This window comes from Streptomyces inusitatus (genome assembly GCF_014651115.1).
Taxonomy (GTDB): domain Bacteria; phylum Actinomycetota; class Actinomycetes; order Streptomycetales; family Streptomycetaceae; genus Streptomyces; species Streptomyces amakusaensis.
In genome coordinates this window covers 117,458-131,416 of sequence record NZ_BMWG01000001.1, presented here as the reverse complement: position 1 = coordinate 131,416, position 13,959 = coordinate 117,458, and the positions used below count along the sequence as shown (strand labels likewise).

The window sequence follows — 13,959 nt, the reverse complement described above, 5'->3', positions numbered from 1 at the left end:
GTCCACCGTTTTCTCTCCTTGGAAGGCTGCCTGGCTCTGCATTCCTGTACTTCTGATCAGTGCCACGCAGCAGACTATCCCGGGTTTTTTCGTTTTTCCGGGGCGGGGGCGAGCTTCTTCGAGGCGCGGGTCTGGTTCGGTTTCGGCCCGTAGGGGGAACACTCAGGTGTGCCATGAGGCTGGTGAGGCAGGTGTTGCGGTAGTTCCCCGAGTGCGTGTGACGCACAAGGAGGGAGAGTGGCAGCGCTATGAGTGGAATGCAGTTCGGCATCTTCACGGTGGGGGATGTGACCCCCGACCCGACCACGAATCGTGAGCCGACCGAGGCGGAGCGGATCCGGGACACGGTGGCCATCGCGAGGAAGGTGGAGGAGGTCGGTCTGGATGTGTTCGCGACGGGGGAGCATCACAATCCGCCGTTTGTGCCGTCGTCGCCGACGACGCTGCTGGGCTATGTCGCGGCGCTGACGGAGCGGATCATTCTGTCCACGTCGACGACGCTGATCACCACGAATGACCCGGTGAAGATAGCCGAGGACTTCAGTGTGCTCCAGCATCTGGCCGACGGGCGGACCGATGTGATGCTGGGGAGGGGGAACACCGGTCCGGTGTACCCGTGGTTCGGGCAGGACATTCGCCAGGCGATTCCTCTGACGGTCGAGCATTACGGGCTGCTGCGCAGGCTGTGGCGGGAGGAGGTGGTCGACTGGGAGGGGAAGCTGCGGACTCCGTTGCAGAGTTTTACGCTGGCTCCCCGCCCGCTGGACGGCATTCCGCCCTTTGTGTGGCACGGCTCGATTCGTACGCCGGAGATAGCGGAGCTGGCGGCGTATTACGGGGACGGATACTTCGCCAATCACATCTTCTGGCCCTCGTCCCACACCCGCACGATGATCGAGCTGTATCGGAAGCGCTTCGAGCACTATGGGCACGGCACACGGGAGGCGGCGATCGTCGGGCTGGGAGGGCAGGTCTTCATCCGGCCCAACAGTCAGGACGCGGTACGGGAGTTCAGGCCGTACTTCGACAACGCGCCGGTGTACGGGCATGGGCCGTCGCTGGAGGATTTCAGCTCGATGACGCCCCTGACGGTGGGATCTCCCCAGCAGGTGATCGAGAAGACGCTCGGCTTCCGGGAGTACGCGGGGGACTACCAGCGTCAGCTCTTTCTCGTCGATCATGCCGGGCTGCCGCTCAAGACGGTGCTGGAGCAGCTGGATCTCCTGGGCGGGGAGGTCGTGCCGGTGCTCCGGAAGGAGTTCGCCGTCGGGAGGTCGCCCGACGCGCCCGACGCCCCGACGCATCAGTCGCTGCTGCGGGCGCGCGACGAGGGGACCGGGACCGAGCCGCAGCCGCAGCAAGCGCCGCAGACCCCGGAGGACTGAGATGGTCACCAGGATCGCGGTCGTCACAGCCGGGCTGAGGGAGCCGTCCTCGACGCGGATGCTGGCCGATCGGCTTGAGGCGTCGGTGCGGGAGGAACTCGCGCGGGCCGGCGGTGAGGTCGAGTCGGCGTTCGTCGAACTGCGGCCGGTGGGGCACGCGATCATCGACGCGATGCTGAGCGGTTTTCCCGCCGAGCCTCTGGAGGAGGCGTTCGGGAAGGTGGCCGCGGCGGATGGGGTCATCGCGGTGACTCCGGCGTTCAACGCCTCCTTCAGCGGGCTGTTCAAGGCGTTCTTCGATGTGCTGCCGGAAGACACTCTCGCGGACATGCCCGTGCTCATCGGCGCGACCGGTGGCACCGAGCGGCACTCCCTCGTACTCGAACACGCGCTGCGGCCGATGTTCTCCTATCTGCACGCGATCGTGTCGCCCCGAGGGGTCTACGCGGCCACCGACGACTTCGGCTCCCGTGAGAGCGGCGCGGCCCTGGGTGAGCGCATCGGCCGTGCGGCGGCCGATTACGCCCGCTTGGTCCAGGGCTGTGGTCCTCACCGGCGGCGGGACTCCTTCACCGAGGATGTCGCCGCCATGGAGCGGATGCTGCGGAGTGGCTCCTCCTGAACGAGGGGGAGCCGGAGGGGCTCCTCCGCCGGGTGGGGGCCGCTGTCGGACGGGTACGGCGGCGGCGGGGTGGGGCGGTGGGGGATGAACAGGGCGCTGATCGCGCCGAGGAGGACGACGCCGACGCCGACCCAGACGGCGGGGTGGAGGCCGTCGACGAATTCCTGGGCGCTGCGGTCGCTGCCGTTCTGGGTGAAGACGCTGCTCAGGATGGCGATGCCGAGCGCGCCGCCGATCTCGCGGACGGTGGTGTTGGCTCCGGAGGCCTTGCCCTGGTGCTGGGGGGAGACGGAACCGAGGACGACGGCGGCGGTCGGGGCGAAGGCGAAGCCCATGCCGATGCCGCCGAGGACCATGGCGGCCACGAGCCGGTGGTAGGGGGTGTCGTCGGTGGCGGCGAGATTGATCCAGGCCAGGCCGGCGGCCTGGGTGAAGAGGCCGAAGGCCATCAGACGGCCGCCGCCGACGCGGTCGGTGAGGGCGCCGGCGACGGGGGCGATCACCATGGGCATCAGGGTCCAGGCCAGGGTCAGCACACCGGCTTCCAGCGGGGTGCGCGCCGGGGCGATCTGGAGGTACTGGGAGAGCAGGAAGATGGAGCCGAAGACGCCGAAGTACATGGCTCCGGAGGCGATGTTGCAGAGGACGAAGGCGCGGACCCGGTAGAAGCCCAGGGGCAGCACGGGGTGGGGCGCGCGGCCCTCCCAGACGACGAAGACCACGAACAGCGCGGCGCTGACGGCGAAGCCGCCGAGGACGCCGGCCGAGGTCCAGCCGTCCTCGGGGCCCCGGACGATCGCCCAGACCAGGCCGACGACGGCACCGGTGGCGAAGAGCATGCCGGGCAGGTCGAGCCGGGTGTTCGGGAGGGAGCCCTCCTTGAGTACGCGCAGGGCCAGCGGTATCGCCACGATGCCGACGGGGATGTTCACCCAGAAGATCCACTGCCAGGCGAGCCCGTCGACCACCGCGCCGCCGACCACGGGGCCGCAGGCCACGGCCGTACCGCTGATCGCGGACCACATGCCGAGGGCGAGGCCGCGCCTGCGCTCGGGGACGGCGGCCGAGAGCAGGGTCAGCGACAGCGGCATGACGGCCGCGGCGCCGATGCCCTGGAGCGCGCGTCCGGCGATGAGTTCGCCGGTGGTGTCGGCCAGGCCGCAGCCGATGGAGGAGAGGGTGAAGACGGCGATGCCGAGGATGAAGACCCCGCGCCGTCCGAAGCGGTCGCCGAGCGCCGCGCCGGTGAGGAGCAGGCAGGCGAAGGTCAGTACATAGGCGTTGACGAACCACTGGAGGTCGGAGGTGGTGGCGTCGAGTTCGACGGCGAGGGTGCGCAGCGCCGCGGAGACCACGAGGTTGTCGAGCGCGACCATGAACATCGGGAGGCCGGTGGCGACGATGGTCAGCCAGAGGGGTACGGCCCGGCCGGGGGCGGCCGGTGTCCGGTCCGCCGGGCCGCTCTCGCCGGAGGCGTGCTGCTGGGGCATGAGAAGTCCTTGGCTCGGGTGGGCGGGGGCGCCCCCGCGGTGACGGGAGCGGCGGTGCGGTGCCGTGCGGTGCCGTGGGCGGTCTTCCCGGTGCCGGGGGCGGTGCCGGGTCAGTACTGCCGGAGGATCTGCCCGGCCCGGTCGGCCGACTCCTGTTCCCGCAGCCTGCGCCGGGCCTCGTCCCAGCTGATCGGGAGTTCCTCGACCGGTGTCTCCCAGAAGGTGAAGACCGCTCTCCGTGTCGACGGCCGCAGCTCGGTCATGATGCTCCGGTGCGGCTCGGTTCTGACGTAGGTGTAGAGGGCGTCGCGGTCCTCCCAGGCCGAGAGGGTGTAGAAGGTCCGCTCCAGGGGCTGGGCGATGAGGGACGCGCCGATCGCGCCCGGTGCGTGCTTGATCTGGTTCCAGGCGGCGAGTGATTTCAGGAGGAAGCGGGGCACCTGGCTCGGGGTGGCCGCCTGGAAGCAGCCGGCCATCGCGTACGCACGGGTGCCGGGTGTGGTGGGGTTCAGGGGTGTCCAGGGCAGTGTGGGCATGGCGTGGCCGCCCTCACGGGTAGGGAATAGGAAGTTGCACTACCTATAATAGAGTGTGGTGCTATCCAGTATCTAGTCAAGGGTGGGTGGCTGTGCGAATCTCCGAGCTGAGCCGGACCGGCGGGGTGCCGATCGCGACGATCAAGTTCTATCTGCGTGAGGGGCTGCTGCCGCCGGGGCAGCCGACGGCGGCCAATCAGGCGGAGTACGGCGAGCAGCATCTGCGCCGGCTGCGGCTGATCCGCGCCCTGGTCGGGATCCGGGGGCTGTCGGTCGGCACCGCCAAGGAGATCCTCGCCGCCGTCTCGGAGAACGTGGACGACACGCATCAGATGCTCGGGCTGGTGATCGGGGCCCGTCCCGTCGACAAGGAGAAGGGCGAGAAGGAGGCCGAGGCCGAGGCCGGGGACGACCCCCTGGCGGAGGGGCTCGCCGAGGTCGACGAGCTGCTGGAGCGTACGGGCTGGGAGGTCTCCGAGCACGCCCCCGCCAAGCGGGTCATCGCCGAGACGCTGACGACCCTGCGCTCGCTCGGCGCGGACGTGGACTGGCGGACCCTCCTGCCGTACGCGGAACTCGCCGGCCGGACCGCTGTGCTCGACCTGGATCAGCTCCGGGACGCCGACGACCCGCTCGAACAGGCCGAGCGGGCCCTGGTGCTGACAGTGCTGCTGGAGCCGGTGCTGCTGGCGCTGCGGCGGCTCGCCCAGGAGAGCGAGTCCGCGCGGAGGCACGGGGGCTGACCGGGCTGACGGGGTCGCCGGGCCCGCCGGGTCGGTCAGCCGTCGTGACCGGCCCCGGCCCCGGCCCCGGCCCCGGCGCGGGCTTCGGCCCCGGCGTCGGGGCGCGGCCTGACGAAGAGGGTGGCGGCGAGGGCCAGGAGCAGCAGGCCCGCGCAGATGTAGCTGGAGAGTTCGAGGGCGCTGGTCATCGCCTCGCGGGCGGCGTCCGCGACCGGCGCGGTCCCCGGGTCCTCGGCGAGATGGGGGATGGCCGACCCGGCGCTCTCCGTGACGGTCCGGCTGAGTTGTTCGGCGTCCTGCTCCGGGAGCCCGGCGGAGCCGCCGAGGCGGTCGGCCAGGGAGGCGGCGAGGGTGCTGAAGAAGAGGGTGGTGAGGACGGCGATGCCCAGCGCGGAGCCGAGTTCGCGGGCCGCGCTCTGGATGCCTGAGCCCTGTCCGGCGCTGTGGGCGGGCACATCGGCGAGGACGATATTGGTGACCTGGGCGGTGGCGAAGCCGACGCCGACTCCGTAGACGAACAGGGCGAGCGCGATCAGCCACCAGGCGCTGTCGGCGGCGGCTATCAGCCCCAGCATCGCCAGTCCGGCGGCCTCCAGGAGGAGCCCCAGCCGCACCTGGGTCAGCGGGGAGGCGGTGGCGGCCAGCGCGAAGCTTCCGCCGCTGGCGCAGAAGCTGCCCACGGCGAGGGCGAGGAGCGCCAGCCCCGCCTGGAGCGCGCTGTAGTCCAGGGCGAACTGGAGCCAGAGCGGCAGTACCGCGATGATCCCGAACTCGCCGAGGCCGACGAACAGGGTCACCAGGTTGCCGTTGCGGAACGAGCTGATGGAGAAGAGCCGTACGTCCATCAGCGGCTCTTCGCCCCGGCGGCCGAGCGAGGTCTGCCGCCGCCAGAACGCGTACAGCGCGAGGGCCGAGAGGATCAGCGCGACAAGGACCGGGGACGGGCCGCTCCGCCAGGAGAGCCCGCCGATGTCCAGCGGCGCGGTGGTGGCGAGCCAGCCGTGGTCGCGCCCCTCGATCAGGCCGAAGGCGAGCAGTCCGAGCCCGATCGCGGAGAGCACGGCCCCTGCGGCGTCGACCCGGCCCCGGACGCGCGGTGACGCGGGCAGGAACATCAGGGTGCCCACGACGATCAGCGCCACCAGCGGGATGTTGATGCCGAAGGCCCACCGCCAGTGGATGTCCGCGAGCCTGCCGCCCAGCAGCGGGCCGACGGCCGCCGCCGCGCCGATGGTCGAACCCCAGATGGCGAAGGCCTGGTTGCGGGCCTTGCCGGTGAAGGTCGCGTTCACCAGCGCCAGGGAGGCCGGGAGGATCATCGCCCCGCCGACGCCCTGGAGGAAGCGCGCGAGGATCAGCAGTCCGCCGCTGGGGGCGGCCGCGGCCAGCAGGCTGGTCACGCCGAACACGGCGAGGCCGATGAGGAAGATCTTGCGCGCGCCGTGCAGATCGGAGAGGCGTCCGGTGAGCAGGACCAGCGCGGCGAAGACGATCGCGTAGGACTCCTGGATCCACTGGGCCTCGACCGAGTCGATCGAGAGGTCCTCGATGATCGGCGCGAGGATCACATTGACGATGGTGATGTCCACGACGATCAGCGCCACGCCCAGGGAGACGGCGATGAGGCCGAGCCAGTGGCGCGCCGACGGTGTCGGTGAGGGGGAGGTCGGTGAAGGGGAGGGGGAAGGGGAGAGGAGAGGTTCGCCGGACAAGTTACCTCCATGGTGAAGTATCTTTGCGGTGAAGGTAAATTGCTTGCGATAGGTTGTCAAACCGCGCGGTGGAGCGAGTCACCCGCGCAGACCGGAAGGCAGGGCGGCACGGCGATGGAGACACCGGAGTCCGGGGAGCTCGCGGCTCGGTACGAGGGCCTCATGGAGGGGCTGCGGTCCTTCGGCGCCCACTACACCGAGTTCACCCGGCGCTTCGCCTCCTGGCTCGGGCTCCACTCCACGGACGCCGCCGCCCTGGCGGAGATCCTGTACGCGGAGGACAAGGGCCGCCCGCTCTCGCCCGCCCGGCTCAGCGAGCGGGTGTCCCTGTCGTCGGGTGCGACGACCGCGCTGGTCAACCGTCTCGAAGCGGCCGGACATGTCGTACGCACCCGTGAGGAGACCGACCGCCGGATCGTCACCCTGCGCAGCAGCCCCCATGTGAGGCCCCGGGCCGAGGAGTTCTTCGCGCCGTACGCCGAGCGCATGGCCGCCGTGACGGCGCGGTACCCGCCCGAGCGGCTGAGGGAGTTCGAGGAGCTCGTCGCCCGTCTCCGTACGACCATGGACGACCTGCTCGCGGACGAGTACCGGGACGGCGGACCCCGCTCCGGCGGCTGAGCCCCCCGTACAGGTGCGTACTGGGCCGGCGGGGGTCGACCTCGGCTCCGGATGGCGGCTCGTCGGCGCGCCGGAGGGGGAAGCGGCCCGGGTGCTTATAGCAATGTCTCCGTGCCTTCTGTGCGTGTGCTCTGCTTGGTGGCCGCCGACGGCGGCGGGCCGATGTCCGGGGCCGCATGGCCGCGCTGATCCTCTGTCACTTCCTGCTCGCCGCCTGCGCGGGACCGCTGGTCAAGCGGCTGGGCACCCGCGCCTTCGCCGTGCTGGCGCTGCCGCCCGCCGCCGCTCTGGCCTGGGCCCTCGCCCACTGGAGCGGCGCTGCCGCCGGCTCCTCGGTGAGCTGGTCGCTGGCGTGGCTGCCGGAGTACGGAGTCTGGCTCGCGCTCCGGCTGGACGCGCTGTCGCTGCTGATGACGCTGCTCGCGGCCGGGGTCGGCGCGCTGGTGCTGCTCTACTGCGTACGGTACTTCTCCGCCGGGGACCCGCTGCTCGGCCGGTTCGCCGGCAATCTGCTGGCCTTCGCCGGGGCGATGCTCGGACTGGTGCTCGCCGACGATCTGGTGCTGCTCTATGTGTTCTGGGAGCTGACCACGGTCTTCTCCTATCTGCTCATCGGCCACGGCAGCGAGCGCAAACAGAACCGCCGCTCGGCGCTCCAGGCGCTGACCGTCACCACCCTCGGCGGGCTGGCGATGCTCGTCGGCTTTCTGATGCTGGGACGGGCGGCGGGCACCTACCGGATCTCCGCCCTGGTCGCCGACCCGCCCGCGCCCTCCACCACCGTCTCGGTCGCCGTCGTGCTCGTCCTGCTGGGGGCCCTGTCGAAGTCGGCGATCTGGCCGTTCAGCCTCTGGCTGCCCAACGCGATGGCCGCGCCGACGCCCGTGAGCGCCTATCTGCACGCCGCCGCGATGGTGAAGGCGGGCGTCTATCTCATCGCCCGGCTCGCCCCCGCCTTCGCCGACGCCCCGCCCTGGCGGCCGATACTGCTGGTCCTCGGGGCGCTGACCATGCTGCTCGGCGGCTGGCGGGCGCTACGGCTCAACGACCTCAAGCTGGTGCTCGCCTACGGCACCGTCAGCCAGCTCGGCTTCCTCACCGTGCTCGCCGGGTCCGGCACCCGGGACACCGCGCTGGCCGCCGCCGCGATGATCCTCGCGCACGCGCTCTTCAAGGCCCCGCTCTTCCTCGTCACCGGGATCGTCGACCACGCGACGGGCACCCGCGACCTGCGCGAACTCTCCGGCGTCGGACGGTCCCTGCCCCAGGTCGCGGCGGTCGCCGCCGTCGCCGGGGCGTCGATGGCGGGCCTGCCGCCGCTGCTCGGCTTCGCCGCCAAGGAGGCGGCCTTCACCGCGCTGGAGCACGGCGGTACGGCACAAAGGTGGGCGCTGGCCTGCTGCGTCGTGGGTTCGGCGCTGACCGCCGCGTACACCCTGCGCTTTCTGTGGGGGGCGTTCGCCCGTAAGCCCGGCCTCGCGGACATCCCCGTGCACCGCGTGGGACCGGCGTTCCTCGCGCCGCCCGCGCTGCTCGCGGCGGGCTGTGTCCTCCTGGGGCCCGGTGTGGTGTGGCTGAACGGCCTGCTGGGGGCGTACGCCGACGCCTTCCCGGCCCCCGCGCACCCGTACCGGCTCTCGCTCTGGCACGGACTCGGCCTCGCGCTGCTGTTCTCGGGAGCCGCGTGGGCGGGCGGCCTCGCACTGTTCCTGGCGCGCGGGCCGGTGATCAGATTCTCCCGCCGGGTGGCGTGGCCGACCGCCGACCGGGTCTTCGGCCTGGGGCTGCTGGGGCTGGAGCGCCTCGCGCTCCAGGTGACCGGTTTCTTCCAGCGCGGTTCGCTCTCCGTCTATCTGGCCACCGTGCTGCTGGTGCTGCTCGTCGGACAGCTCGCCGTCCTCGCCGTGGACCGGCCCTGGCACGGCGCGCCGCCGCCCCGGCTGTGGGACTCGCCCGTCCAGGGCGCGATCGCCCTGCTCACCTGTCTGGCGGCGCTGCTCTGTCTCCAGGTGCACCGCCGGATGAAGGCCGTGGTGATGGCGGGGATGACCGGCTACGGCACCGCCCTGCTCTTCGTGGTGCACGGCGCGCCCGATCTGGCGCTCACCCAATTCTGTGTGGAGACGGTGTCCCTGCTGGTGTTCGTGCTGGTCATGCGGCGGATGCCGGTGTACTTCCAGGAGACGATCAGCCGCTGGCGGCTGATGGTGCGGGTGCCGCTGGCGCTCGCGGTGGCCGCAGGCGTCTCGTTCGTGCTCTGGGTGGTGGCCGCCGCCCGGCACGCCGATCCTGCGGGCCGGGCACTGGTGTACGAGACCGCGCACCACGGGGTGAAGGACGTGGTGGCGACGATCCTGGTCGAGTACCGGGCCTGGGACACCCTGGGCGAGTCGGCCGTGCTCGCCGTCGCCGCCGTGGGCGTGACCAGCCTGATCTACTTCCACCGCCGGACCGGCTCCCCCGACGACCTCGTGGGCGAGGCGGCCACCGCGCCCCGGATGCCCGCCCCGGCCGTGCCCCCGGGCGGCCGTACCGCCTGGTCCTTCGGATCCGGCGCCCGCACCCCCGTACCCACCGCCGCCGCCGACGACACCGCGCCCGAGCGCACCTGGCTCGCCGCCGGGCGCACCCTCGCCCCCGAGCACCGCTCGGTGGTCTTCGAGGTGGTGGCCCGGCTGGTCTTCCACCCGATCCTCGTCCTCTCCGTCTATCTGCTGTTCTGCGCGGAGAATCTGCCCGGCGGCGGCTTCGTCGGCGGACTGGTGGCGGGCGTCGCGATGACCGCGCGCTATCTCGCGGGCGGACGGTACGAACTCGGCGAGGCGGCCCCCGGCCACCCCGGGCTCTTCACCGGCCTCGGGCTCTTCCTCTCCACGGGCGTCGCGCTGCTCGGACTCGTCGACGGGACCGCGCTGCGCGCCCTGTCGTACGAGGGGCACTGGCCGGTCTTCGGCGAGGTCCACCTCGGTACGCCGGTCCTCTTCGACCTCGGGGTCTATCTGCTGGTGCTCGGCGTGGTGCTGGACATCGTGCGGGCGCTCGGGGCCCGGGTCGACCGCCAGATCGAGCGCGAGGCCGCCGAGCGCGAAGCCGCGGGCCGGGGGGCGGGCCGGTGACCGTCAGCCTCAGTCTGCTGGTGACCGCCGGGGTGCTCTGCGCGGTCGGCGGGGTGCTGCTGCTGATGCGCGCGCTCAGCCGGATCCTGATCGGCGCGGTGATCCTCGGTAACGGGATCAATCTGCTGATGCTGGGCGCGGGCGGCGCGGCCGGGCTCGCACCGCTGCTCTACCCGGGGGTGGAGCTGTCCCGGGTCACCGATCCGCTGCCCCAGGCGATCGCGCTCACCGCCATCGTCATCACCCTCGCCACCACGGCGTTCCTGCTGGCCATGGCGTACCGCAGCCAGCGCGTCAGCGGCAGTGACGAGGTCCAGGACGACATCGAGGACCGCCGGGTCGCGCTCCGCGCGGAGGTCCAGGAGCAGCGGGCCGCCCTGCGCGAGCGGCACGGGCCCCGAGGCCGGGGACCCGAGGGGGACCTCGCCGAATACCGCTCCGAGCGCCGCCGGCTGCGCGCCGTGCTCCGCGAGGACCGGGCACTCCAGGCCAGGGCGCGCGACGCCTCCGGCGATCTGTGGGACGACATCCTGGGCGAGGACCCGGAGGACCGCGCGGCCGGTCCGTCCGTCCCCCCGGGGCCGGGTGAGAAAGGTTCCGGATGAACGCTCTCGTACCGCTGCCCGTGCTGCTCCCGCTGCTCGCGACCGGCTTCGGGCTGACCCTGGGAATCCGCTTTCCGCGCGGCCAGCGGATCGTCAGCGTGGTGGTGCTCTCCGCCGTGCTCGCGCTCTCCGTGACCCTGCTGATCGCCGCCGACACCGGCGGCCCGCTCGCCGTCCACCTCGGGGACTTCGCGCCGCCGCTGGGCATCACCCTGGTCGCGGACCGGCTGTCGGCGCTGATGCTGACCGTCTCGTCGGCCGTGACCCTGTGCGTACTGGTGTACTCCCTCGGCCAGGGCATGGCCGACCGGGACGACCGCACCCCGATCGCCGTCTTCCACCCGGCCTATCTGGTGCTGGTGTCCGGGGTCTCGTGCATCTTCCTCGCCGGTGACCTGGTCAATCTGTACGTCGGCTTTGAGATCATGCTGGTCTCCAGCTTCGTCCTGCTCACCCTCGGCGGCACCGCCTCCCGGCTGCGGGCCGGTTCGACCTATGTCGTCGTCTCGCTGATCTCGTCCATGATCTTCTTCACCGCCGTCGCCCTGACCTACGCGGCGGCCGGCACGGTCAACTTCGCGCAGCTCGCCCTGCGGCTGGCGGAACTGCCCGTCGGCGTACGCACCCTGCTGGAGGCCGCGCTGCTGACCGTGTTCGCGGTCAAGGCGGCCGTCTTCCCGCTGGCGGCCTGGCTGCCCGACTCGTACCCCACCGCGCCCGCCCCGGTGACGGCCGTCTTCGCCGGACTGCTCACCAAGGTCGGCGTGTACTGCATGCTCCGCACCGAGACCCTCCTCTTCCCCGGCAACCGGCTGGGGCATCTGCTGCTCGCCGCCGCCCTGGCCTCGCTGCTGGTGGGGGTGCTCGGGGCGGTGGCCCAGACCGATCTGAAGCGGCTGCTCTCCTTCGTACTGATCAGCCACATCGGGTACATGGTCTTCGGCATCGGACTCGGCACCCGCGACGGGATCGGCGGCGCGATCGTCTACGTCGTCCACCACATCACCGTGCAGACCGCCCTGTTCCTGGTCGCCGGGCTGATCGAGCGGCGCGCCGGGACCACCGAGCTGACCCGGGTCGGCGGTCTCGCCCGGGCGGCCCCGGCGCTCGCGGTGCTCTTCTTCCTGCCCGCGCTGAACCTCGCCGGGATCCCGCCGATGTCGGGCTTCATCGGCAAGCTCCAGCTGCTGCGGGCCGGTGTCGCCACGGCCGACGGCTGGTCGTACACCCTGGTCGCCGCCGCGTCCCTGACCAGTCTGATCACGCTGTACGTCATGGCCAAGGTCTGGAACCTCGCCTTCTGGCGGACCGCGCCGCCGGAGGAGCCCGCCCGGGGCACGGTCCTGGAGGAACGGGACACCCACGACGACTGCGGCGACGAGACGGGCGATGTGCACCGGGAGGCGGGTGGCGACCGCGACCGGGACGCGGATCGGGACCGGGACCGGGAAAGGGAAAGGGAAAGGGAAAGGGAAAGGGAAAGGGAAAGGAGCCGGGGGCGGCCCGCCGGACAGGCCGTGACCGCGACCCTCTTCGGCCGGACCATCACGACCACCACCGACCGGCTGCCGGCCACCATGACCTGGGCGACGGCGGCCCTGGTGCTGCTCTCGCTCGCGTACACCGTGCTGGGCGACCCCTTCACCTCGCTCACCGACCGGGCGGCGGCCGAACTCCTGGAACGTTCCCCCTACATCGAGGCGGTGCTCGGCCGATGACATTGAAGTTCCGTGATCCGGAACTGCCCCCGCTCAGCTGTGCGGTGGGGCACGGCCGGGTGCTGGAGCTGCCGCTGATCACCTGGCTCGCCGTCGTCTGGGTGCTGCTGTGGGGCAATCTCAGCTGGGCCAATGTCATCACCGGGTTCGCGGTGGCCGTGGTCCTCTGCCTGCTCTTCCCGCTGCCCTCGGTCGATCTGGGGCTGCGGCTCCATCCGCTGGGCATCGCCCGGCTGGTGGTCCATCTGCTGTGGGACATGTACACCTCCGGGCTGAAGGTCTCCCGGCAGATGTTCGACAGCAGGCCCTACCGGGCGGCCGTGCTCGCGGTCCCGCTGCGCTGCCGCAGCGATCTGATGCTCACCGCGACGGCGGTCGCCGTCTCCAACGTCCCCGACGGATCGGTGGTGGAGGTGCGCCGCTCCAACGCCACCCTCTTCGTCCACATCCTGGAGGCCGACGACCCGGACGCGGCGGACCGCGCCCGGCGCTCGGTGTGGCGGATGGAGGAGCTGACCGTACGGGCCTTCGGTGACCGGGACGAGATCGCCCGCGTCAGCCGTGCGCCGCGCCCCGAGGGGGGCGGGCGATGAGCGCCGCCGAGACCGTGGACCAGGCGCTGCTGACGACGGCGGCGGTGATGATCGTCGTCGCGGGGGCGCTGGTGCTCTACCGCATCTGGCGCGGCCCCTCGATGCTGGACCGGGCGATGGCCCTCGATGTCTTCGCCGCGCTCATGATCGCGGGGATCGGGGTGCGGTCCGCCTTCACCCGGGACGCCTACTACTTCCCGATCATGCTGGTGGTGGCGTTCCTCGGGTTCACCGGCTCGGTCGGCATCGCCCGCTTCATCGCGGTCCGCGACCGCGCCCCGGACAGCCCCACGGGTACGGGGTCGGGGCCGGGCGTACGGGATGAGCGCCGGTGAGCGGCTGGGAGCAGACCGCCGACACCGCCGGAGCGGTGCTCCTCCTCCTCGGCGCGGCGGTCAGCCTGCTGGGCGCGATCGGCATGCTGCGGCTGCCCGATGTGCTCTCCCGGGGCCACGCCGCCACCAACCCCCAGTCGCTCGGCATGCTGCTGGTGCTCGCCGGGGTGGCGCTGCGGCTCCGCAGCGGCATCGACCTCGGGACGCTCGGGCTCATCGGCTTCTTCCAGCTCCTGACCGGCCCGGTCGCCGCCCATCTGGTGGCCCGGGTCGCCTATCGCACCGGCCATGTGGGCCGGGAGGGGCTGCTCTTCGACGAGCTGGACGAGCAGCTGAGCGGCCGGCCCCCGGCGGACGGGGAGCCGCGATGACGGCGAGCCGTAATTCGGTGGTGCGGCCCGGCGGACTGTTGTTACGTTGGCCGCCGCCTTCACCGGTGTCCCCCCGATGGACCTCACCGGGCTCGGTCGAGCCCTGGAAAGC

The 13,959-nt window shown here is 71.7% G+C and carries 13 protein-coding genes; 10 read left to right on the top strand and 3 right to left on the bottom strand.

Annotated elements, in window-relative coordinates; translation table 11 throughout:
- Positions 1 to 257 precede the first annotated feature (257 nt).
- Complete coding sequence (locus tag IE247_RS00625; protein WP_190121364.1) at positions 258 to 1,385, top strand: LLM class flavin-dependent oxidoreductase; 1,128 nt, start codon at positions 258 to 260, stop codon at positions 1,383 to 1,385.
- Position 1,386: 1 nt separating this feature from the next.
- The gene (locus IE247_RS00620; RefSeq protein WP_190120831.1) at positions 1,387 to 2,007 is read left to right on the top strand and encodes a CE1759 family FMN reductase; all 621 of its coding nucleotides are present in this window, start codon (positions 1,387 to 1,389) and stop codon (positions 2,005 to 2,007) included.
- Here IE247_RS00620 and IE247_RS00615 read toward each other — a convergent pair.
- A complete protein-coding gene (locus IE247_RS00615; protein WP_190120830.1) occupies positions 1,935 to 3,497 on the bottom strand; it encodes an MFS transporter in 1,563 nt (520 codons plus the stop codon). The two genes, IE247_RS00620 and IE247_RS00615, sit on opposite strands and share 73 nt — an antisense overlap.
- 110 nt (positions 3,498 to 3,607) lie before the next feature.
- Entirely contained in the window at positions 3,608 to 4,033 is a 426-nt protein-coding gene (locus IE247_RS00610) for a DUF3291 domain-containing protein (protein WP_190120829.1), read from the bottom strand.
- Between the two features lie 92 nt (positions 4,034 to 4,125).
- Here IE247_RS00610 and IE247_RS00605 point away from each other — a divergent pair, with 92 nt between their 5' ends.
- Positions 4,126 to 4,776, top strand: a complete 651-nt coding sequence (locus tag IE247_RS00605) for a MerR family transcriptional regulator (RefSeq protein ID WP_190121363.1) — start codon at positions 4,126 to 4,128, stop codon at positions 4,774 to 4,776.
- A 35-nt stretch (positions 4,777 to 4,811) separates the two neighbouring features.
- Here IE247_RS00605 and IE247_RS00600 read toward each other — a convergent pair whose 3' ends face one another.
- A complete protein-coding gene (locus IE247_RS00600; RefSeq protein ID WP_229868543.1) occupies positions 4,812 to 6,398 on the bottom strand; it encodes a DHA2 family efflux MFS transporter permease subunit in 1,587 nt (528 codons plus the stop codon).
- A 204-nt stretch (positions 6,399 to 6,602) separates the two neighbouring features.
- Between IE247_RS00600 and IE247_RS00595 the strand changes: the two genes are divergently transcribed.
- The 7 genes from IE247_RS00595 to mnhG all read left to right on the top strand — a co-directional run bounded on the left by IE247_RS00595 (position 6,603) and on the right by mnhG (position 13,847).
- A complete protein-coding gene (locus IE247_RS00595) occupies positions 6,603 to 7,109 on the top strand; it encodes a MarR family winged helix-turn-helix transcriptional regulator (protein ID WP_190120827.1) in 507 nt (168 codons plus the stop codon).
- Between the two features lie 176 nt (positions 7,110 to 7,285).
- Positions 7,286 to 10,225 carry a Na+/H+ antiporter subunit A gene (locus IE247_RS00590; protein ID WP_190120826.1) on the top strand — a complete coding sequence of 980 codons (2,940 nt, stop codon included), beginning with the start codon at positions 7,286 to 7,288 and terminating at the stop codon, positions 10,223 to 10,225.
- The gene (locus IE247_RS00585) at positions 10,222 to 10,830 is read left to right on the top strand and encodes a Na(+)/H(+) antiporter subunit C (RefSeq protein ID WP_190120825.1); all 609 of its coding nucleotides are present in this window, start codon (positions 10,222 to 10,224) and stop codon (positions 10,828 to 10,830) included. The genes IE247_RS00590 and IE247_RS00585 overlap by 4 nt, the downstream gene beginning before the upstream one ends.
- Positions 10,827 to 12,548 (top strand): Na+/H+ antiporter subunit D, encoded by a 1,722-nt coding sequence (locus IE247_RS00580; protein ID WP_190120824.1) that lies wholly within the window; start codon positions 10,827 to 10,829, stop codon positions 12,546 to 12,548. Before IE247_RS00585 ends, IE247_RS00580 begins: the two co-directional genes overlap by 4 nt.
- Complete coding sequence (locus tag IE247_RS00575) at positions 12,545 to 13,141, top strand: Na+/H+ antiporter subunit E (RefSeq protein ID WP_190120823.1); 597 nt, start codon at positions 12,545 to 12,547, stop codon at positions 13,139 to 13,141. Before IE247_RS00580 ends, IE247_RS00575 begins: the two co-directional genes overlap by 4 nt.
- The gene (locus IE247_RS00570) at positions 13,138 to 13,476 is read left to right on the top strand and encodes an MrpF/PhaF family protein (protein ID WP_190120822.1); all 339 of its coding nucleotides are present in this window, start codon (positions 13,138 to 13,140) and stop codon (positions 13,474 to 13,476) included. Before IE247_RS00575 ends, IE247_RS00570 begins: the two co-directional genes overlap by 4 nt.
- Positions 13,473 to 13,847: a monovalent cation/H(+) antiporter subunit G gene (mnhG, locus tag IE247_RS00565; RefSeq protein WP_190120821.1), complete on the top strand. Its 375-nt coding sequence runs from the start codon at positions 13,473 to 13,475 to the stop codon at positions 13,845 to 13,847. Before IE247_RS00570 ends, mnhG begins: the two co-directional genes overlap by 4 nt.
- The last annotated feature ends 112 nt before the right edge of the window (positions 13,848 to 13,959 follow it).